General features: G+C 66.7%; 19 protein-coding genes and 2 pseudogenes. 12 read left to right on the plus strand and 9 right to left on the minus strand.

Annotated elements, in window-relative coordinates; translation table 11 throughout:
- Positions 1-59: 59 nt before the first annotated feature.
- On the plus strand, positions 60-773 hold the full coding sequence (locus E0T84_RS12590) for a TetR/AcrR family transcriptional regulator (protein WP_165688734.1): 714 nt from the start codon (positions 60-62) through the stop codon (positions 771-773).
- Positions 774-911: 138 nt separating this feature from the next.
- Positions 912-1,352 (plus strand): flavin reductase family protein, encoded by a 441-nt coding sequence (locus E0T84_RS12595; protein WP_070186191.1) that lies wholly within the window; start codon positions 912-914, stop codon positions 1,350-1,352.
- A 3-nt stretch (positions 1,353-1,355) separates the two neighbouring features.
- Here the strand turns inward: E0T84_RS12595 and E0T84_RS12600 are convergent, their stop codons facing one another.
- Both E0T84_RS12600 and E0T84_RS12605 read right to left on the minus strand, forming a co-directional pair.
- Complete coding sequence (locus E0T84_RS12600; RefSeq protein WP_070186147.1) at positions 1,356-2,075, minus strand: CoA pyrophosphatase; 720 nt, start codon at positions 2,073-2,075, stop codon at positions 1,356-1,358.
- 24 nt (positions 2,076-2,099) lie between these two features.
- Entirely contained in the window at positions 2,100-2,477 is a 378-nt protein-coding gene (locus E0T84_RS12605; protein ID WP_138744612.1) for a nuclear transport factor 2 family protein, read from the minus strand.
- 72 nt (positions 2,478-2,549) lie between these two features.
- On the opposite strand from E0T84_RS12605, the gene E0T84_RS12610 reads away from it, so the two are divergent.
- Positions 2,550-3,242, plus strand: coding sequence for a cutinase family protein (locus tag E0T84_RS12610; RefSeq protein ID WP_075910434.1), 693 nt, complete (start codon positions 2,550-2,552; stop codon positions 3,240-3,242).
- Here E0T84_RS12610 and E0T84_RS12615 read toward each other — a convergent pair.
- The 3 genes and pseudogenes from E0T84_RS12615 to E0T84_RS12625 all read right to left on the minus strand — a co-directional run bounded on the left by E0T84_RS12615 (position 3,196) and on the right by E0T84_RS12625 (position 6,540).
- A pseudogene (locus E0T84_RS12615) lies at positions 3,196-4,468 on the minus strand (fatty acid desaturase). The gene E0T84_RS12610 and the pseudogene E0T84_RS12615 overlap by 47 nt on opposite strands.
- A gap of 29 nt (positions 4,469-4,497) precedes the next feature.
- Positions 4,498-5,631, minus strand: a complete 1,134-nt coding sequence (locus tag E0T84_RS12620) for a ferredoxin reductase (RefSeq protein ID WP_070186151.1) — start codon at positions 5,629-5,631, stop codon at positions 4,498-4,500.
- A 75-nt stretch (positions 5,632-5,706) separates the two neighbouring features.
- The gene (locus E0T84_RS12625; RefSeq protein WP_083339309.1) at positions 5,707-6,540 is read right to left on the minus strand and encodes an adenylate/guanylate cyclase domain-containing protein; all 834 of its coding nucleotides are present in this window, start codon (positions 6,538-6,540) and stop codon (positions 5,707-5,709) included.
- Between the two features lie 100 nt (positions 6,541-6,640).
- Between E0T84_RS12625 and E0T84_RS12630 the strand changes: the two genes are divergently transcribed.
- From E0T84_RS12630 to E0T84_RS12650, 5 genes are all read left to right on the plus strand, one after another.
- Positions 6,641-7,114 carry a carboxymuconolactone decarboxylase family protein gene (locus tag E0T84_RS12630; protein WP_070186152.1) on the plus strand — a complete coding sequence of 158 codons (474 nt, stop codon included), beginning with the start codon at positions 6,641-6,643 and terminating at the stop codon, positions 7,112-7,114.
- A 77-nt stretch (positions 7,115-7,191) separates the two neighbouring features.
- Positions 7,192-9,726 carry an RNA helicase gene (locus E0T84_RS12635; RefSeq protein ID WP_138744613.1) on the plus strand — a complete coding sequence of 845 codons (2,535 nt, stop codon included), beginning with the start codon at positions 7,192-7,194 and terminating at the stop codon, positions 9,724-9,726.
- 106 nt (positions 9,727-9,832) lie between these two features.
- Positions 9,833-11,998, plus strand: coding sequence for an RNA polymerase recycling motor ATPase HelR (helR, locus tag E0T84_RS12640; protein WP_138744614.1), 2,166 nt, complete (start codon positions 9,833-9,835; stop codon positions 11,996-11,998).
- Positions 11,991-13,196 (plus strand): FAD-dependent oxidoreductase, encoded by a 1,206-nt coding sequence (locus E0T84_RS12645; RefSeq protein WP_256366533.1) that lies wholly within the window; start codon positions 11,991-11,993, stop codon positions 13,194-13,196. The genes helR and E0T84_RS12645 overlap by 8 nt, the downstream gene beginning before the upstream one ends.
- An 8-nt stretch (positions 13,197-13,204) precedes the next feature.
- Complete coding sequence (locus E0T84_RS12650) at positions 13,205-13,828, plus strand: TetR/AcrR family transcriptional regulator (RefSeq protein ID WP_070186155.1); 624 nt, start codon at positions 13,205-13,207, stop codon at positions 13,826-13,828.
- Here the strand turns inward: E0T84_RS12650 and E0T84_RS12655 are convergent.
- The gene (locus E0T84_RS12655; RefSeq protein WP_070186156.1) at positions 13,793-14,572 is read right to left on the minus strand and encodes an SDR family NAD(P)-dependent oxidoreductase; all 780 of its coding nucleotides are present in this window, start codon (positions 14,570-14,572) and stop codon (positions 13,793-13,795) included. The two genes, E0T84_RS12650 and E0T84_RS12655, sit on opposite strands and share 36 nt — an antisense overlap.
- Before the next feature lie 131 nt (positions 14,573-14,703).
- On the opposite strand from E0T84_RS12655, the gene E0T84_RS12660 reads away from it, so the two are divergent.
- Positions 14,704-15,057: a VOC family protein gene (locus tag E0T84_RS12660; RefSeq protein WP_070186157.1), complete on the plus strand. Its 354-nt coding sequence runs from the start codon at positions 14,704-14,706 to the stop codon at positions 15,055-15,057.
- On the opposite strand, the gene E0T84_RS12665 is transcribed toward E0T84_RS12660, so the two are convergent.
- A complete protein-coding gene (locus E0T84_RS12665; protein WP_138744616.1) occupies positions 15,054-15,950 on the minus strand; it encodes a LysR family transcriptional regulator in 897 nt (298 codons plus the stop codon). The genes E0T84_RS12660 and E0T84_RS12665 overlap by 4 nt on opposite strands.
- A gap of 94 nt (positions 15,951-16,044) precedes the next feature.
- On the opposite strand from E0T84_RS12665, the pseudogene E0T84_RS12670 reads away from it, so the two are divergent.
- Positions 16,045-16,293: pseudogene (locus tag E0T84_RS12670) on the plus strand (alpha/beta hydrolase); the annotation flags it as partial.
- Positions 16,294-16,297: 4 nt separating this feature from the next.
- On the opposite strand, the gene E0T84_RS12675 reads toward E0T84_RS12670, so the two are convergent.
- On the minus strand, positions 16,298-17,443 hold the full coding sequence (locus tag E0T84_RS12675; RefSeq protein ID WP_070186194.1) for a 1,4-beta-xylanase: 1,146 nt from the start codon (positions 17,441-17,443) through the stop codon (positions 16,298-16,300).
- Positions 17,444-17,644: 201 nt separating this feature from the next.
- Here E0T84_RS12675 and E0T84_RS31815 point away from each other — a divergent pair, with 201 nt between their 5' ends.
- Both E0T84_RS31815 and E0T84_RS12680 read left to right on the plus strand, forming a co-directional pair.
- Positions 17,645-17,821, plus strand: a complete 177-nt coding sequence (locus tag E0T84_RS31815) for a hypothetical protein (protein ID WP_159437522.1) — start codon at positions 17,645-17,647, stop codon at positions 17,819-17,821.
- A 9-nt stretch (positions 17,822-17,830) separates the two neighbouring features.
- Complete coding sequence (locus tag E0T84_RS12680) at positions 17,831-18,670, plus strand: class I SAM-dependent methyltransferase (protein ID WP_083284118.1); 840 nt, start codon at positions 17,831-17,833, stop codon at positions 18,668-18,670.
- On the opposite strand, the gene E0T84_RS12685 is transcribed toward E0T84_RS12680, so the two are convergent.
- Entirely contained in the window at positions 18,671-19,510 is an 840-nt protein-coding gene (locus E0T84_RS12685) for an SDR family oxidoreductase (protein WP_070186160.1), read from the minus strand. It lies immediately after the preceding gene.
- Positions 19,511-19,525 lie beyond the last annotated feature (15 nt).

Below are 19,525 nucleotides of genomic sequence, written 5' to 3' on the forward strand. Positions count from 1 at the left end.
AACAATGTTATTGGCAGGTATAACATTGTTATGGCAGCATGTCCAGGACGATGTCCACCATGGGAGTTCGCGAAAGCCTGATCGAAGAGAGCCTGCAGGTCCTGGAGGAAAGCGGACCGGAGGCGCTCAACGCACGCATGCTGGCCAAGCGGATCGGCGCCTCCACGATGGCGGTCTACACCCACTTCGACGGCATGCCCGGCCTCTACGAGGCCCTGGTGCGTGAGTCCTACATCCGCTTCGGCGAACACCTGCGCCGGCGTCCCGACAGCGACGATCCGGTGGCCGACCTGCTCGCCTCCGGACTCGCTTACCGCGAGTACGCCCTGACCTACCCGCAGCGGTACCGGCTGATGTTCGGAATCACCTCTCCGACCATCACACTGCCGATCGGCCGTGACGTCACGGTCGACGGGACCCCGGCGGCCCTGTCCGAGATCAATTCCGTGTACGCCCAGATCCCCGCCTTCGTACGGCGCTGCATGGATGTCGGCGCCATCGACAACGGTGACCCGATCGCGGTTGCCGCCCAGATCTGGACCATGATGCACGGTTATGTACTCGCCGAGATCATCGGCGTTTTCGGCACCGAGGGGGCAGGCGTCGCCACGGTGCTGGCACCGCACATCACGAATCTGCTGGTCGGACTGGGCGGCGACCGAGCACGCATCCTCGCGTCTTTTCAGAGCCTGGACCCACCCGTGACACCACCGCGCCCGAGCGCTCCCACCACCACCGCCGTCCGCCGTGGGCGCCGCACCCGGGGCGGCTAGCGCCGCACCGCGAATCCGGCGGCAGGAGGGGCTACCCCGACAGGGCTGCGCCAGACCGGCGCCGCGGTGGCCGACAATGGTCGGGTGGCGCACAGCTGGGAAGGTTTCGACGCATTCGTCGGCCTGATCGACTATCCGATGTTCATCGTGACCGCGCGGGCCGAAGGCGGGCCGGCGGGCTGCCTGGTCGGCTTCACCACGCAGGCCAGCATCGACCCACCCCGCTTCCTCGTCGGTATCTCCAAGAAGAACCACACCTTCACCACCGCGGAAGCCGCCACGCATCTGGCGGTACACCTGCTGGCGCGCGGCGACCTGGCGCTGGCCCGCTGGTTCGGCGGGCAGACCGGTGACGAGGTCGACAAGTTCGCCGAGTGTGAGTGGCATGCCGGCACCGCGCAGACACCGATCCTCGATGCGGCCCCGGCCTGGTTCGTGGGCGCCATCGTCGACCGGTTCGATCTCGGCGACCACGTCGGCTACCTGTTGAATCCGGTCGACGGCCACGCCCCCGACGAACCGCGGCCGTGGGTCAGCCTCACCGACGTGGCCGATCTGCCACCCGGCCACGACGCCTGAGCGCTACTTCCAGGCGAAGACCGGCTGTTCGAGTTCGTCGACCGGATCGGTGCGGCCTTCCAGGGCCAGCCAGCGCAACTGCAGCAGCACCGCGCCCGTCGGCGCATGGATCAGATCGTTGCCCAGCGGGATCTGCACGACAGGGCGCGGGCTCTCCGGAATCGTGATGAACCGCGGCGAATCCTCGCGCTGCAATTGATGCAGGCCCACTCGGTAGGCCGCCACCACCTCGTCGGGGGACGGCCGCAGCTCGAGCCGGCCACCGCCCCAGATCACCACCGGGGTGATCACATAACCGGAGCGGGTCGGATAGTCGTCGAGCAGCCCCAACACCGCCGAGTCGGGCAGGCTGACCCCGACCTCTTCATCCAGTTCCCGCAGCGCGGCGTCGACGGCATTTTCCCCCGGATCCAGCCGGCCACCGGGCAGCGCCCATTGTGCGGCGTGCGAAGACAATCGAGAAGCCCTGCGGCACAACAGGAAAGCAGCACCACCGGACACGTCGACCATACGACCGTCAAGCCCGGGTTCCGGCATCGGCCGGCCGTCGATCCACTCATCGACCGGAGCCGGGTCCACGCGGTCTTCACCGAGCTCGGAATCGACGAGGACCACCGCGACGGCCGCGTGCCGCTTCGTCGGGTCGGTCACGGCGCGGCGCTGATACCCCGCCAGATGCGTGCCGATGCGGGCGCGCAGGGCTTCGTCATAAGCGATCGTCACCGCTCGACCATATGCGCACGTCGCTCACTGGTCCGGCTTGCGGGTCTGCTGGTACAGCGCGAGCTTCCAGACACCCTGGACCCGGTGGTACACGCTGGCCATGGCACCGACGAACGCGGGCTCGTCGTCGTCGCGGTAGGCCGTACCCGTGTAGACCAGGGCCGCGTTGTCCTCGTCGAGGGAGATCAGCCGAACACCGCTGATCTCATAGGCCCGCCAAGGCGGCGATTGCGCCAGTGCGCTGACGACGGTGTTGCGGTCCATCACCATGCCGTTGGCGAGCACCATGACCGCGTCGGGCAGCATCAGGTCGCCGTAGAAATCCGCGCCGGTCGACTCACACAACGAATCCCACCCGGCACGCTCGATGTGCAGGAGTTCGTCGAGAACTGGGCTGGTCACCGCTTGGTGATACCCATTACCCGAACCTGGTATGCCTGGGCATCGCTGTTAAAACAGTGGTAAAAGTGATTCGTGGGTGTCCGTAAGGTCTCGGCCCTCGCGGGCGTCGCAGCGGTGACTGCGTCCGCCGCCGTGGCCACGATCGTGACGGCCGTCGACGCCCCCTCGGCCTGGGCCGCCCCGGATTGTCCCGACATCGAGGTCGTCTTCGCCCGAGGTACCGACGAACCCGCAGGCATCGGCAATGTCGGCAAGGCCTTCGTCGACACGCTGCGCCCGATGGTCAAAGGCGCGTCGGTGGGCACCTACGCGGTGCAGTACCCCGCGTCATGGGATTTCTGGAAAGCCGCGGCCGGAGCCACCGACATGAGCAAGCGCGTCCAGGCCACCGCGGCCCGCTGCCCCAAGACCAAGATCGTGATGGGCGGCTATTCGCAGGGGGCGGCCGTCGTCGACGTCGTCGCCACCTCCCCCGTCGGCGGGCTCGGCTACAACGCACCGCTCCCGGCCGCCGTCGTCCCACGTGTCGCCTCGGTCGTGGTGTTCGGGAATCCCTCGGCGCGCCTCGGTCAGCCGCTCACCCGGATGAGCCCGGCCTTCGGCGCCAGGACCGCCGACCTGTGCAACACCAATGACCCGATCTGTTCGCTCGGCCGAGACTGGAATGCGCACATCAGCTATCCGAGATCAGGCCTGATCAAGCTTGCCGCGCAATGGGTCACACGTCACGTCCAGCCGCCCGCGGCGCCCGCTGCTCGACGGTGATCGAGCCGGTCTCCAGCTCACGCAACGCCGTTCGCAGACCTCGGCGCCTACCGGTGCGAGGATCCACCCCGAAGCTCTCGCGCATCCCCTCCCGCACCCGGAACCTGAGCTCCGAATGGGTTTCCGGCGCGTCGTCGGAAGTGGCCTTCAGCAGCTTGTCGGGCAGTGCCAACTTCAGGATGGTCCAGAACGACTGGAAGTATTGGCGGGGAAGCGATCCTGTCGTATATGGCAGGTCGTACTTGTCGCACAGCGCCCGCACCTTCTGACTGATCTCGGCGTACCGGTTGCTGGGCAGATCCGGAAACAGATGATGCTCGATCTGGTAGCACAGATTGCCGCTCATGAACGCCATCAGCGGCCCGGCGTGAAAGTTGGCCGACGCGAGCATCTGGCGCAGGTACCACTCACCCGGCGTCTCTCGTTCGAACTCCTCTCGGGTGAATTTCTCCGCACCGTCGGGGAAATGCCCACAGAAGATGACGACGTAGGCCCAGTAATTCCGGATCAGGTTCGCGATGAAATTGGCCTTCAGGGTGTGCTTCCAGTTCGGTCCCGACAGGGCCGGGTAGACCAGGTAGTCCTTGCCCGCCTGCTTGCCGACCTTCTTGCCGATCACCCGTAGGTCCTTACGCACCTCGGCCATCGACTTCTCACCCTTACGGAATCTGGTGGTCTCCAGACCGTGGGCGGCCACTCCCCATTCGAACAGTGTGCCGGAGTAGCAGGTTGTAGATCGGGTTGCCGATCATCCACCGCTCCCACCGCTGGTCGCGCGTCAATCGCATGATGCCGTACCCGATGTCGTCGTCGAGCCCGACGACGTTCGTGTACTTGTGGTGGATGAAATTGTGGGACTTCTTCCAGTGCACGCTGGGCGCGGTGGTGTCCCATTCCCATTCCGTGGAGTGAATCTCGGGGTCGTTCATCCAGTCCCACTGGCCGTGGATGATGTTGTGGCCGAGCTCCATGTTCTCGATGATCTTGGCGGTGGCCAGCATCCCGATGCCGGCGTAGCGGGCGATCCGGTTTCCACTGGCAAACAAGGCGATTCGACCGCCTGCGGCGAGGGCGCGCTGCAGCTGGATGGCCCGTCTGATGTAGCGCGCGTCGCGTTGCCCACGGGATTCCTCCACGTCGGCGCGGATCGTGTCGAGTTCAGCGGCAAGTGCCTCGACATCTTCCTCGGTCAGGTGCGCGTACCGCTTGATGTCGGCGATGGCCATGTTCCTCCTTGCGGTTGTCGAAGACGTCCTCAAACGTTGAGCGTGCAGTCCCCCGAAGCGGTGGAGATGCAGGTGTTGATCCGGTCGCCCGCCCCGTGCTCGGCACCGGATCGGAAATCCCGGACGTGCCCGGATTCCAGTGGCAGGACGCAGGTCTGACAGATGCCCATCCGGCAACCGAAGGGCATCTGGATTCCCACCCGCTCACCTGCTTCCAGAAGTGATGTGGCGCCGTCGATCTCGATGCTCTTGTCGGAGAAGGCGAACGTCACGGTCCCGCCCTCTCCGCCGCGGTCGGTCCTGGCGATGACGAACCGCTCGGTGTGCAGGTTTTCGGTCTGTCCCGCATCCGCCCAGATGGCCTCGATGGTGTCGAGCATCTCCGGCGGGCCACAGGCCCAGGCCGGGCGCTGCGCCCAGTCCGGGGCGATCTCGGCCAGCGCAGCACCGAAGTCGAGGTGTCCCCGATCCTCGGTCAGGTGCAGATGCAGTCGGTAGCCCGACAGCGTCTGGTCGAGGTTTCGCAGCTCGTCGTAGAAGATCACGCTGCCGGTATCCGGCGCGGAGTGAATGTGCACGATGTCGGGGTTGTGCCCGCGGTGTTTCAACGACCTGAGCATCGCCATGATCGGCGTGATGCCACTGCCGGCCGACACCAACAACACCTTGGCCGGCGGCGGGTCGGGTAGCGCGAAGTCGCCGCGTGGCGAGGCCAGCCGCACGATGGTGCCCGGTTTCACCCCGTTGACCAGGTGCGTGGACAGAAACCCCTCGGGGGTGGCTTTGACCGTGATCGAGATCAACTCCGCCTTGCGGCGCGGCACCGACGTCAGCGAGTACGACCGCCAATGCCAGCGCCCGTCGATGTGCAGCCCGATGCCCACGTACTGGCCCGGTTTGTAGTCACCGGAGAATCCCCAACCCGGCTTGATCGTCACGGTGGCCGAGTCCGATGTCTCCTTGCGGACATCGACGACCTCGCCACGTAGTTCCCGTGCCGACCACAGCGGGTTCAAGAGCTTGAGATAGTCGTCGGGCAACAGCGGTGTGGTGGCCCGTGCCAGCAAGCCGCGAACCACGTTGACATTGCGGGGCGAAGCGGTCTCGACGCCTCGCGCCGGCTTCTCGGTCCAGCGCGTCAACCGCCGCAACGTCCGGGTCATCGGCACTCACCGTGCCGCTGCGCGAAGGCCAGGTTTGGTGAACACATGTGTGCCGAGTACCCACACGGGCTCAGCTCACACGCCGGCCTCACGTTCGGCCAGCACCGGGTAGAGCACGTGGCTTCCCGGAAGTCCTTTGAGCTCGACTTCCCTCGGCGCGCCCAGCACGACGTCGCCGAACGGCCTGACCGCCTCGCCCACCGGTTCGCTGACCAGGACCTCGCCGCCGTCGGCCTGACCCGCGACCCGGGCTGCCATCGCGACGTCGAGCCCGAACAGGTCGTCGCCGCGGCGCACCGAGGTGCCCATGTGCACGCCGATGCGCACCCGGATCGCCTGCCAGCGCTGCGGATTCTCGGCCAGCGCCCGCTGCACATCCGTGGCGAACCGCACTGCGTTCTTCGGATCGGCGAACGCGATCATGAAACCGTCGCCCTGAGTTTTGACGACGTGACCGCCATGTTTGTCGACACAGGACTGAACAAGTTTGTTGTGCTTCTCCAGCAGCTTCACCCATGCCCGATCGCCCATCGAGGCGTTGTACTCGGTCGAGCCCTCGATGTCGGAAAACACGATCACGACGCGCCCGTCAGCGGTCAGCCGGGCCAGATCCGGCCGTTCCACCTGCGCCCACCCGGCCAGATCCTCGATCGAGTTGCGAACCGTCGCACCCAGCCCTTTGTTGATCAGCATGTCCGCGGTCTGAAACACGGTCTTGATCGCCAACGGCGCGACGCCGCGCCGGCGCTTGCGGCGGCGATCCTCGTCGTCGAGTTTCATGCGTTCGATCTCACGGCGGGCCCTCGTCAGCTGGCGCCTGCTCACGATGAACAGCACCAGAAAAGTGACGAACGCCGCGAACAGCACGACGACAACCACCAACAGGACGGTTTCAAGCGTGGACGGCATCGGCACCCGCTGATTATCGCCGCATGTCACATTTCGGCGAGCCGCGGTGTCTCGAGGATGCAAGTCACCGTCACCGTCAACTTTCGACTGGGAGTACACCATGGACGCTCGTTTGAACCTGTTCGAGAACCGGACCGCCACCAAGATGCTCAAATACATCACCTCGGCGGGCAAGGTGATCACGGACTCGGCCCTACCCAGTGCCACGCAACAGTTGGTTGCCTTGCGCGCCAGCCAGATCAACGGCTGCGCCTTCTGCACCGACATGCACACCAAGGACGCCGCGGTCGCCGGGGAGAGCCAGCAGCGCCTCCACCTGGTCGCGGCGTGGCGCGAGGCGACGGTGTTCACCGAGGCCGAACGCGCGGCCCTGGAACTCACCGAGCAGGGCACCCGGATCGCCGACGCGCAGGGCGGGGTCAGCGACGAGGTGTGGGCGAACGCGGTTAAGCACTACGACGAGGATCAGCTGGCCGCACTGGTCTGCCTGATCGCCTTCATGAACACCGTCAACCGCCTGAACGTGATCGTCGAGATGCCCGCCGGGGACTACCAGCCGGGGCAGTTCGGATAGCGGCTGACGCCGCAGAGCAGGGGGGTGGCCGACCGGGCGATCGGCGGTGCAGGCCAACTGGCACGCTGGTTACCAACATGACCACTCCCCTGCTCGACGACCCGAACGACCTGTCGGCGCTGCGCGCCAAGGGCGACGACGCCGACACCCTGTTCACCGACTTCGCCGCCTGGGCCGAGGCCAACGGCACCACGCTGTACCCGGCGCAGGAGGAGGCCCTGATCGAGCTGGTCAGCGGGGCGAACGTGATCCTCGCGACGCCGACCGGATCGGGTAAGTCGCTGGTGGCCACCGGGGCCATCTTTGCCGCGCTGGCCACCGATCGGTGCAGCTTCTATACCGCGCCCATCAAGGCGCTGGTGAGCGAGAAGTTCTTCGCGCTGTGCGACGTCTTCGGCGCAGCCAATGTCGGCATGCTCACCGGGGATGCCTCGGTGAATGCCGACGCGCCGATCATCGCCTGCACGGCCGAGATCCTGGCCAACCTGGCGCTGAGGGAAGGGGCCGGCGCCGACATCGGTCTGGTGGTGATGGACGAGTTCCACTTCTACGGCGACCCGGATCGCGGCTGGGCGTGGCAGGTTCCGCTGCTCGAACTCCCCAAGGCCCAGTTCCTGCTGATGTCGGCGACGCTGGGCGACGTCACGTTCCTGCGCAAGGATCTGACCCGGCGCACGGGGCGGGAGACGGCGCTGGTGGCCGGCGCGCAGCGACCGGTGCCGTTGTTCTACTCGTATGCCACCACGCCGATGCACGAGACGATCGCCGACCTGCTCGAGACCAAGCAGGCGCCGATCTACGTCGTGCACTTCACCCAGGCCTCGGCATTGGAGCGGGCGCAGGCGCTGATGAGCGTCAACGTGTGCACCAAGCAGGAGAAGGCCGCGATCGCCGAACACATCGGCCAGTTTCGTTTCTCGACGACGTTCGGGTCCACGCTGTCCCGGTTGGTCCGGCACGGCATCGGCGTCCACCATGCCGGCATGCTGCCCAAGTACCGACGGCTGGTGGAACAGCTGGCCCAGGCCGGGCTGCTCAAGGTGATCTGCGGCACCGACACGCTCGGCGTCGGCATCAACGTCCCGATCCGCACCGTCGTGTTCTCCGCCCTGTCGAAGTACGACGGCACCCGGATGCGGTTGCTCAATGCCCGCGAGTTCCACCAGATCGCCGGACGGGCCGGGCGCGCCGGATACGACACCGTCGGCACGGTCGTGGTGCAGGCACCCGACCACGAGGTGGAGAACATCAAGCAGTTCGCCAAAGTGGCCGACGATCCGAAGAAGCGCCGAAAACTGGTGCGTCGCAAGGCCCCCGAGGGCATGGTGCCGTGGGGTGAGAACACCATGACCCGGCTGATCGACGCCGCCCCCGAAGCACTGACCAGCAACATGCGGGTGTCGACGGCCATGATCCTCGATGTGGTGGACCGGCCAGGCGATCCCTTCGCGGCGATGCGCCGCCTGCTGACCGACAACCACGAGCCGCGCAAACGCCAGCTCAAGCACATCCGCGAGGCCGTCGGCATCGCTCGCTCCCTGCTACAGGCCGGCGTGGTGGAACGTCTCGACCAACCCGAGGCCGATGGTCGCCGCTACCGGCTGACCGTCGACCTGCCGCCCGATTTCGCCCTCAACCAACCCCTGTCCACCTTCGCGCTGGCCGCCGTCGACGTACTGGATACCGAATCGGAAACCTTTGCCTTAGACGTGGTTTCGGTGATCGAGGCCACTCTGGAAGATCCCCGCCAGATCCTGGCCGCCCAGCTGAACAAGGCGAGGGGCGAGGCGGTGGCCCAGATGAAGGCCGACGGGATCGAGTACGACGAGCGCATCGAACTGCTCGACGAGGTCAGCTATCCCAAACCGTTGCAAGAACTGCTCGAGCACACCTACGAGGTGTACCGGCAGACCAACCCGTGGGCCGCCGACGGACACCTGTCCCCCAAGTCCGTGGTACGTGAGATGTGGGAGCGCGCGCTCACCTTCCGCGAGTACATCAGCCTCTACGGGCTGACGCGCTCCGAAGGAGCCGTACTGCGGTACCTGTCGGACGCGTTCAAGGCGTTGCGCTCGGGCGTACCGGTGGCAGCCCGAACCGAACAACTGGCCGACATCGTGGAGTGGTTGGGTGAACTCGTCCGCCAGGTCGATTCCAGCCTGCTCGACGAGTGGGAGCAGCTCACCAGCCCGGACCAACCTCACGATGTTCCGGTGGCGGTACCGGCCCGGCCGCGCCCGCTGACCGGCAACGAACGGGCGTTCACCGCCATGGTGCGCAACGCGCTGTTCCGCCGGGTGGAGCTGTTCGCCCGGGCCCGCTGGGACGAGCTGGGGGCACTCGATGCCACGTCCGGCTGGACGGCCGAGCGCTGGGCCGAGGCCGGCGAGGCGTACTTCGACGAGCACGCCGAGGTGGGTACCGGGGCCGACGCGCGCGGCCCGGCGTTGCTGATCTTCGACCGGCAACCGCAGGTGTGGCGTGTTCGACAGATCCTCGAAGATCCTGCCGGGGATCACGATTGGGGCTTCGACGTGGAAGTCGACCTGGCCGCCAGCGACGAGGAAGGCGCCGCGATGCTGCGTATCGTGGATGTCGGCCGCATGGGATGAGCAGTTGCTGACCCTGATTTTATCGCGACCTGGGGGCCTTGCGGCAAGGCCCGGGTGATGGCGCACAATCGCTGGCCGAAGTAAGCCACGGATGAACAGGGAGCACGTGCCAGCTGACGATCACGACGTCGAAGTGCAGTCCGAACAGAGCTATGTCGACGGGCTCTACACCCGCCTGGACGCCGAGCGCATCCGAGTGCGTGAGCGGTACCGCACGGCGCTGCGCGAGCACGGCGGCTCCGCGGTGGAACGCGACGCCGAGGTGCGTGCATTGGCCAAAGAGGGCAACCGGCTCGATGTAGCCGACAACGGTCTGTGTTTCGGACGGCTGGAAACCGTTGCCGGAGAGCACCTCTACGTCGGCCGCCTGGGCATCTTCGACCGCGAGAACGACTTCGAGCCGTTGCTGCTCGACTGGCGGGCACCATTGGCGCGACCGTTCTACACCGCGACCGGGGCCAACCCGGAGAACATGCGCCGGCGCCGCCAGTTCCGCACCCTCGGCCGCCGCATACTCGATTTCACCGACGAGGTGCTCGGCCGGCCCACCGAGGGCGACGAAGGCGATGCCGCACTGCTGGCAGCGGTGAGCGCCCCGCGCGGGGAAGGGATGCGCGACATCGTCGCGACGATCCAGGTCGAGCAGGACGAGGTGATCCGCAACGAGCACACCGGGGTGCTCGTGGTCGAGGGCGGCCCCGGCACCGGCAAGACCGTGGTGGCGCTGCACCGGGTGGCCTATCTGCTCTACACCCACCGCGAGCGGATCGAACGGCATGGCGTTCTGGTGGTCGGCCCCAACGAGGCGTTCCTGAACCACATCGGCCGGGTGCTGCCCTCGCTGGGTGAATCCGATGCGGTGTTCATGACGCCCGGAGACTTGGTTCCGGGCCTGCACGTCACCGCCGAGGACGCACCAGAGGTGGCCGCGCTCAAGGGCTCGTTGAAGATCCTCGACGTGTTGGCCGCCGCGGTGGCCGACCGCCAGGAAGTCCCGGACGAGCCGATCTACATCGACCTGCCCGATGTCACCGTCCGCATCGACGCCGAAACCGCGCAGTGGGCCGTCGAGGAGGCGCGCGAGACCGGGCTCCCGCACAACGAGGCCCGTGCGACCTTCCGCGACATCGTCACCTACGTCCTCACCGAACGGGCCGTGGCGCGTATCGGCAAGGGCTGGCTGAGCCGTCAGGACAAGGCCGCGTGGGAAGAACTGCGGGCCAGCGTGGTCAGCGAACTCGACGACAACGCCGCGTTCGCCGAAGCGCTCGATACGCTCTGGCCGATCCTCACCCCGGAAACCCTGCTGGACACGCTCTATTCCTCGCCCGATCGGCTGCAGGCAGCCGGCGCCGACCCCGGCTTCTTCCGTACCGAAGGCAGTGCCTGGACCATCTCGGACGTGCCGTTGCTCGACGAGTTGGTCGACCTGCTGGGCCGGGACAAAGCCGCCGACGAAGCCGCCGAACGCGAACGACGCGAGGAAGCCGCATACGCCGCGGGGGTTCTCGACCTGATGGTTGCCCGCGAGGATCTGATGGACGACGAGGATCACCTGCTGGCCAGTGACCTGATCGACGCCGAGGACCTGGCCGACCGGTTCCTCGAACGCGACACCCGCGAACTCGCCGAACGTGCTGCGGCCGACCGAGACTGGACCTACGGTCATGTTGTGGTGGACGAGGCCCAGGAACTGTCCGAAATGGACTGGCGGGTGCTGATGCGTCGTTGCCCACGCAGATCCTTCACGGTGGTCGGCGATCTGGCCCAGCGCCGGTCGGCGGCCGGGGCACGGTCCTGGGGCACGGTGCTGGAGCCGTACGTGCCGGGCCGGTGGATCTACCGAACACTGTCGGTGAACTACCGCACCCCGGCCGAGATCATGGCGGTGGCCGGTGCGCTGCTGGCCGAGTTCGCCCCGGGGGTACAGCCGCCCGAGTCGGTGCGGTCTTGCGGTGTGGCGCCGTGGGCGCGGCGGTCGACTGCCGACGAAGTCCCTGCTGCTGTCGAAGAATTCGTGCGCGAAGAGGCCAACCGTGAGGGCACATGTGTGGTGATCGGACCACCCGAGGTGCCCGGGGCGGTGGCCCCGTCGGAAACGAAGGGCCTGGAGTTCGACGCCGTGCTCGTCGTTGAGCCCGCGCACATCCTGGCCGATGGTGACCGCGGTGCCGCCGAGTTGTACGTGGCCCTCACCCGCGCGACCCAGCGCCTCGGCGTGCTACACACCGAACCCTTGCCCGACGCACTGGGCGGACTTGCCCGTGTCTGACACCACGTGTGCGATCGTGGGCGGCGGCCCCGCCGGGATGATGCTCGGGCTGCTCCTGGCCCGGTGCGGTGTATCTGTCACCGTCATGGAGAAGCACGCCGACTTCCTGCGCGATTTCCGTGGTGACACAGTGCATCCGAGCACCATGGGCATGCTCGATGAGCTGGGCCTGTTCGCCGAGTTCAACAAGATCGGCCACAGCTTGGTGGAAAAGGCCGAATTTCCGGTCGACGGCAGGCCCGTGACCTTCGTGGACTTCCGACGGCTGCGCCAGCGCCACCGGTACGTGGCGATGGTGCCGCAGTGGGACTTCCTCGATCTGTTGGCCGACGCGGGCCGCGACGAACCCAATTTCACCTTGCTGATGCGGACCGAGGTGACCGGGCTGCTGCGTGAGGGCGACCGCATCGCCGGGGTGCGCTACACCGGCCCCGACGGCGACGGTGAGCTGCGCGCCGAACTCACCGTGGCCTGCGACGGACGCGCCTCGCTGGTCCGGCGGGAGGCGGGCTTCACCCCGCGGGAATACCCGGTGCCCTTCGACGTGTGGTGGTTTCGGCTGCCGCGCACCGAGGATGGCCAGTACTCGCTGATCCCGCGGACCGCACCCGGCCGGGCGCTGATCATGATTCCCCGCACCGGCTACTTCCAGGTGGCCTACCTGATCCCGAAAGGCAGCGATGCCGAGTTGCGGGCGCGCGGCCTGGATGCGTTCCATGCCGAGCTGGGCGAGCTGATCCCCGAGGCCGACGTGGACACGCTCACCTCCTTGGACGACGTCAAACACCTCGATGTGCAGCTCAACCGGCTACCTCGGTGGCATCGCGACGGCCTGCTGTGCATAGGCGATGCCGCCCATGCCATGTCACCGGTGGGCGGGGTGGGAATCAACGTCGCGATCCAGGACGCGGCCGCGGCGGCACGACTGCTGTACCAGCCGCTGCGCGAGCACCGGGTCACCGAGTCCGACCTGGCCGCGGTGCAGCGCCAGCGCGCCCTGCCGACCACCATTACCCAAGGCCTGCAACGCATCCTGCATCGCCAGGTGATGGCGCCGGTGATGGCCGGTGCCGACATCAACCCACCTGGGGCTCTGGTGAGCCTTGTGCGCCGGCTGCCCCAGCTCACCGCGATCCCGGCCTACCTGGTGGGCACCGGGGTGCGTCCGGAGCACGTCCCCGTGCCGGCCCGCCGTTAGGTGCTCACGTGGCCGGCAAACAGAACCCCGAACAACGTCGACGCGAATTGTGCGATGCGGCAATAGCTCTGCTGGCCCGCGAGGGCGTCAAAGGCGTCACTCACCTGAAGGTGGACCGCAAGGCCGGTGTTCCCGACGGCACCACGTCGTTCTACTTCCGCACCAGCTCGGCCTTGATCCGGGCCGCAGCCAACCGCATCGCCGATCTCGACCTGGCCGACCTGACCGCGGCCACCGGCTCGGGGACCCGCGGTGATGTGGGCGGCCTGGCCCGGCTGGTGATCCGATCCGGATCCGGGGCCCGCCTGGTGCGCAGCAAGGCCCGCTTCGAGCTCGCCATGCCATCCAGCCGCGACCCCGGGCTTGCCGAGGCGTTCAGCCACAATCGGCAGCGGCTCTTCGAACTGCACCGCAACGTCGTGGTCGCCCTCTGTCCGGCCGACACCGACCCTGGCTTGGTCGACGAAAAAGCCTATGTGCTGCTGACTTTCATCAGTGGTCTGATGCTGGCGCTGGCCCGCGGCGACCGCACGATCAATTCCTGTGAACAGCTCCGCGACATCATCACCGCGATCGTCGCGGCGGCTCCGGCCACCTCACATCGCGAAGGAGTAGCCGCCGTTGACCGGTAGCGTCTGACCGGTGATCCAGGAGCCGTGGTCACTGGCCAGCAGCACCGCCAGGTAGGCGAGATCCTCGGGGAGACCGGGCCTGCGGATCGGGTACCGCGACAGGATGGCTTTGGCCTGCGGCGAATCCGCCATCTCAGCCCACAGCGGTTCGGTGAGCGGTGTGCGCATGGTGCCCAGCGCGATGTTGTTCGCGGTGATTCCGTACCGGCCGTTCTCCAGCGCGATCGACCGGGTCAGGCCGGCGGCACCGGCCTTGGCCGCCGCGTACACGGCTCCGCTGGCGTCGCCCGTCCGGCCGGCGTCCGAGACGATCGTCACGACCCTGCCCCATTGCCGTTCCACCATCGCCGGCAGTGCCGCCCGGGTGCAGTGCAGTACGCCATACAGATTCACCTGCAGGAAGGGATCCCAATCCGCGGGGGTGCTTTCGGCGAACGGCATCCGGGCGGCGAAGCCCTCGGCCCCGGCGTTGCCCGCATTGTTGACCAGGATGTCGACGGGCCCGGCCTGTGTGATCGCCTCGGTGACGGCCGGGTAGTCCGTGACATCGAACGGCACGGCCAACGCGTCACCGCCGGCATCCCTCAGTTCTGCGGCCACCGCCTCGGCTCGCTCCCGTCGAAGGTCGTTGACCAGCAGGGTGGCATCGGCCGCGGCGAAGGCATCGGCAAGACCGCGGCCCACCCCTTGTCCGGCGCCGGTGATCAACACCCGGCGGTGCGACAGGTCGAATTGCAGCGTCATCGTCGGTGTCTCCTGGGATTCGGGGGGTCCGGACAAGGTTTCCAAGTCTCTATACCAGTAGAGATTCAGGCTCTGTTCGGGCGGGGCGGGTCTGTCCTAGTCTGAACGTGTGCGCACCTAGGAGGAATTCGATGCCCGACCACGATGTCCGGATGATCATCCTGTCCACCGACGACCTGGATGAGTCGATCCGCTTCTACACCGAGACGTTGGGAATGCCGCTGAAGTTCCGCGACGGCGCGCACTTCGCCGCCCTCGACGGTGGATCCCTCACGCTGGCCCTCGCCACCTCGGTTGACCACCCGATTCCCGGCCAGGTCGTGGTCGGCATCAAAACCGACGACGTGGACGGGGCGGCCAAGGCCATCGAGGAGAGCGGCGGCGGGATCATCAAACAGCCTTACGACGACGCTCACGAGCGCCGCGCCGTGGTCTACGACAACAAGGGCAACGGCCTGGTGTTCTACAAACCGCTGGCGCGCTAGCCGGAGGCCGAAGCCGCTGCGGCGAGCAAGGTTTCGGCCAGACGCGCTGCAGCCGGGGTCATCCGCTCCATCGGTGGTGCGGCGAGGTAGACCTGCCACACCGCCGGTTCGCGCAACGGAACGGTCCGCAGCTCGCTGAAGCGGCGCGCCTCCGACGCCGGCATGAAGGCGGTGCCCAGACCGTTGCCGACCAGTTCGGCGATCGCGGCGAACCCGGCCGGAACTTCGTACTGCGTGTGCGCCTCCACCCCGGCAAGATGGAACGCCTCGTCCATCAGGCGGCGCAGACCGAATTCCGGCGGGAAGCCGACCAGATCCTCGTCGGCCAGGTCCGCCAGGTCGAGGCGGCGGCGCCGGGCAAAGGCATGGTCCGCACGGCAGACGAACGACATCGGCTCCTCGAAGAGCAGCTTCATCTCAAGCTGCGGCGGGAATCGATTGGGCAGCGACACCAGGGCCAGATCCAGCGAGCCCTCCAGCAGTGCGGCCAGATAGGCCGATGCGCCGGACTGGCTGAGCCTCAACCGCAACCGGACATGCGGGTGGGCCCGGTGAAAGTCACCGAGGGCACCGCCGACGTCGACCGGGCCGTAGGAGATCAGGGACCCGAATTCGACAGTGCCCATGAGAGATCCACGGAACTGCCCCGCTGACTCGGCTGCCGCGCGAGCCGCGTGCAGCACGTCGTGGGCGCGAACCTGGAAGGCCTCGCCCGCGGCGGTCAAGCTGATCCGCTGCCGCGACCGGTCGAACAGTTCCACCCCGAGCTCACGTTCCAGCTTCGCGATCGAGGTCGACAACGCCGATTGCACGACATGCGCCCGCTCAGCGGCCCGGGTGAAACTCATCTCGCCTGCCACGGCGATGAAGTGTTCGATCTGCCGTAACTCCACGGAGCCACCTTATCTATCTGATGGATGATGTCCATCAGTTCCAATCGTTGGACTTGATGGCCCGGTGCGGGTGGGATGGAGACCACCAGCCCGAGCAGAAGGAACTTCGGCTTCCTCAGCCGACGAGGCACGGCTGGCCGGCAGACCGCCCGTCACGGTCGCGACCATCACGATCGGATCCGACTTCGACGGTGCGGCCAAAGACGGTGCGGGCTATCGCGCGCTCTACACCGGACCCTACGAGCACCGCGTGCTGGACGGCATCGGACACAACGTGCCACAGGAGGCACCCGAACGGTTCGCTGCCGCGATCGCCGACGTCAGCCGCATGAGCACGCGATGACGTCTCAGGGATACGGCCGTCCGGTCAGCTTCCGGATCGTGCGGATCTCGCCGTCTCGGTACGGACGCCCGTCCTCGTGGAACAAGTCGTGGAACCACTCCCGCGGGGGCGCCTTGTAGGGGTGGTCCCAGGAATCCCAGGGCAGATAAGTCTGCGTCTTGCCTGCCACCAAGCCCCAGGTGTAGGCCCCGACATTGTGCCGTTTCGCGATCGGCAAGACACCCTCGACCGTGCTGCCCTCACCTCGTGCCAGGTATTCGGTGCACATGATCGGGCGTCCCATGGGTGCCAGTTCGCCGATCCTGGCCTCGAACCCGGCCGGGTGGTCGTAGCTGTGGAAGGTCAGCACATCCGAGTGGTCGAGCTGAATGGTCGCCATCGCGCTCCGCAGCTTCGGGTCAGCCCAGGCCCCGTCCCATACCCCGCTGGTCAACGGCTGCACGGGGTCGGCCGAGCGGGCCCAGGCGAAAACCTGCGGCAACAGTTCTTCGATCAAGCTGATCTTGTCCTGCCGTTCCACCTCACGGTAGGTGGCTGCGGGATTGTCCGGTTCGTTCCACAGATCCCACCCCAGAACCCGGTCATCGTGACGGAACTGGCTGATCACGCCGACGACATACTCACGCAACGTTCGCCGGTACCGGTGATCGTCGAGTCTCTGCGCGCCCGGGCTCTGCACCCACACCGAATTGTGTATCCCGGGCCGCGGCCGTCGCTGACGCCCCAACCGAGGAAACGGGTCCCAGCAGGAGTCGAACAACACGAACAACGGTTTGATGCCGTGGCTGGATGCCAGGGCAACGAATTGAGCCAGCCGATTCTGAAAACCCACGTGGCCCTGAGCCCACAGCTGGTCGTGCAGGAAAACCCGCACCGTGTTGAACCCGGCCAGCCGAGCAAGGCGCAACTCGGTGTCGATCCGCTGCGGATCGTAGGTTTCGGGCTGGAACATCTCGAGCTGGTTGCCCGCGTTGGACGGGATGAAGTTGGCACCGACCAGCCAACCCTGGGCTGCGTACCAGCGGTGCGCCCGCTCGGGTGACCATCGGGCCCCGTGGCCATCGATTTTCGCGTGCGCCGACGGCACCCTGCCCAAGGCCGCGGCGGCCGTCATGACCAGCGGGACCTTGAACGCCGCCCGACGGGCCAACCGACCATGCGCGGCCTGCCTGATGTGCTGCACCGAACTACCAAACAACCTGGCTTCCTTAAGATTTCGTATCCAACATCGGCACTGACGGATGCTGCGAGAGGTCAACGTGCCCACCACTCGAGGTGTACCCGACGCGGACACCGACTGCACGGCACGGCGCTGTGGTTTGAGCTCCCCGGCGACGGGTACCTGTTCACGGTGACTGACCGCATCGCCGATCCATGGGGCCCCCGGACACCCTACGGGCGCGGGCAGGACCGGATCGTGGCGCACACCAAAAGCCTGCTGGAGGCCCATGACCCCAGCTCGATCGGCACCAACCACGTGGACCACTGCGACGCCATCCGCAGACCATGGCCGGATGACGGCGGGTAGGTTGCGGTGGTGGAACTCCCAGAAGGTGGCAGGGTCGACGCCGGCAGCTTGACCGGGGTTTCGGAAACCGCACTGCTGACGCTCAACGGCCGGGCCCATCAAGCGCGGCATCCCCACGCCATCATCGACGATCCCATGGCCGTCGAGCTCGCGGATTCGATCGCCTTCGACTTCGACAAATTCGGTCGGCGCAAGGGCCAGGAGATGGCCTTGCGCTCACTGGCCTTCGACGAGGCCGCCCGGCGTTACCTCGATGAGCACCCGTCGGCAACCGTGGTCGCACTGGCCGAAGGCCTGCAGACCAGTTTCTGGCGACTCAATGCGGCACTGCCCGGCGCGCAGTTCCGTTGGCTCACCGTCGATTTCGCGCCGATCATCGAGCTGCGCGAACGTCTTCTGCCCGCAACCGATCGCATCGCCGCCCGGGCACAATCGGCATTGGACTACAGCTGGATGGACGCGGTGGACCCCGCCGGCGGAGTCTTCATCACTGCCGAGGGGTTGCTGATGTATCTGCAACCCGAAGAAGCCCTGGATCTGATCGCCGAGTGCGCCAAACGCTTTCCCGGTGGCCAGATGGTCTTCGACCTGCCGCCGGTGCTGGTGAAGAAGTTCGCGCCGAAAGGCATGCGGTCTTCGCGGCACTACCGCGTGCCACCGATGCCGTTCAGCCTCTCACCCGCGCAATTGGCAACTCTGGCCGATACCGTGCCCGGTATCACGGCCGTACACGACCTGCCGATGCCCAACGGCCGCGGATGGTTTTTCGGCACCGTTTTCCCGGCGTTCTGGCAGTTCAAGCCCACCAAGCAGTTTCGCGGCGCCTACACGCTGCTCGAGTTCGGCTGACTAGCCGCTGCCGGCGGCCACCCGGGCGCGTTCACGCATCGAGGCGACGACACCGCCGTCGTTGAGGATGTCGGTACCGGTGAGATAACCGGCCCGCTCGCTGGCACAGTAGGCCAGCAGATCCGCCATCTCCTCCGGCTTGCCCCACCGCGGGATCGCGGCATCGGCCACCATCGCCCCGGCTCCGGCTTGCTCTTCGAGCCGGCCCATCTCCGTGTCGACGGAGCCCGGTGACACCGACAGGATCCGGATACCTCGGGTGTTGAACCGCTCGGCCTGCGCCGAGCTGTACCACTTCACAAATGCCTTGCTGATGGCATAGGAGAAGCCTGACCTCATGTCTTCCGGGGCCATGCCGCACGCCGCCAGCATCTCGGTCAGAAAACGGTCCTGGTCCTGCATAGCCAGCGGAAAATACTGCGCGGGAACGACTTCTTCGGGCAGCAGGTGTGCCGCCATCGATGCCACGTTGACGATTGCCGTGCCCTGTGCTGCCGAGGCAAAAAAGGACTCGTTGACATGCAGCGTGCCCAGCGCATTCGTTCTCATGACGTATTCGGCGTCACCCATGCTGGGGCTGACCCCGGCCGCGTGTATGACCGCGCCGACGTCGCCCAGTCCGGTCGCGGTTGCCATCAGCCGATCGACGGCTTCCCGATCGGTGACATCGGCATTGACGATCGTGGCCGCGATACCCAGATCACTCAGGGTGCTCGCAGCGGAGTCGAGCCGGTCCTGTCGCACGTCGCACAGCACCACCGCCTGGTCGTGGCCGACGACCTTGGCCGTCGCCAGTCCCATGCCCCCTGCGCCGCCTGTGATCACCGTCACCCGTGTCATGGCCAGCAGGCTATA

Source organism: Mycobacterium sp. DBP42 (genome assembly GCF_005924235.1).
GTDB lineage: Bacteria > Actinomycetota > Actinomycetes > Mycobacteriales > Mycobacteriaceae > Mycobacterium > Mycobacterium syngnathidarum.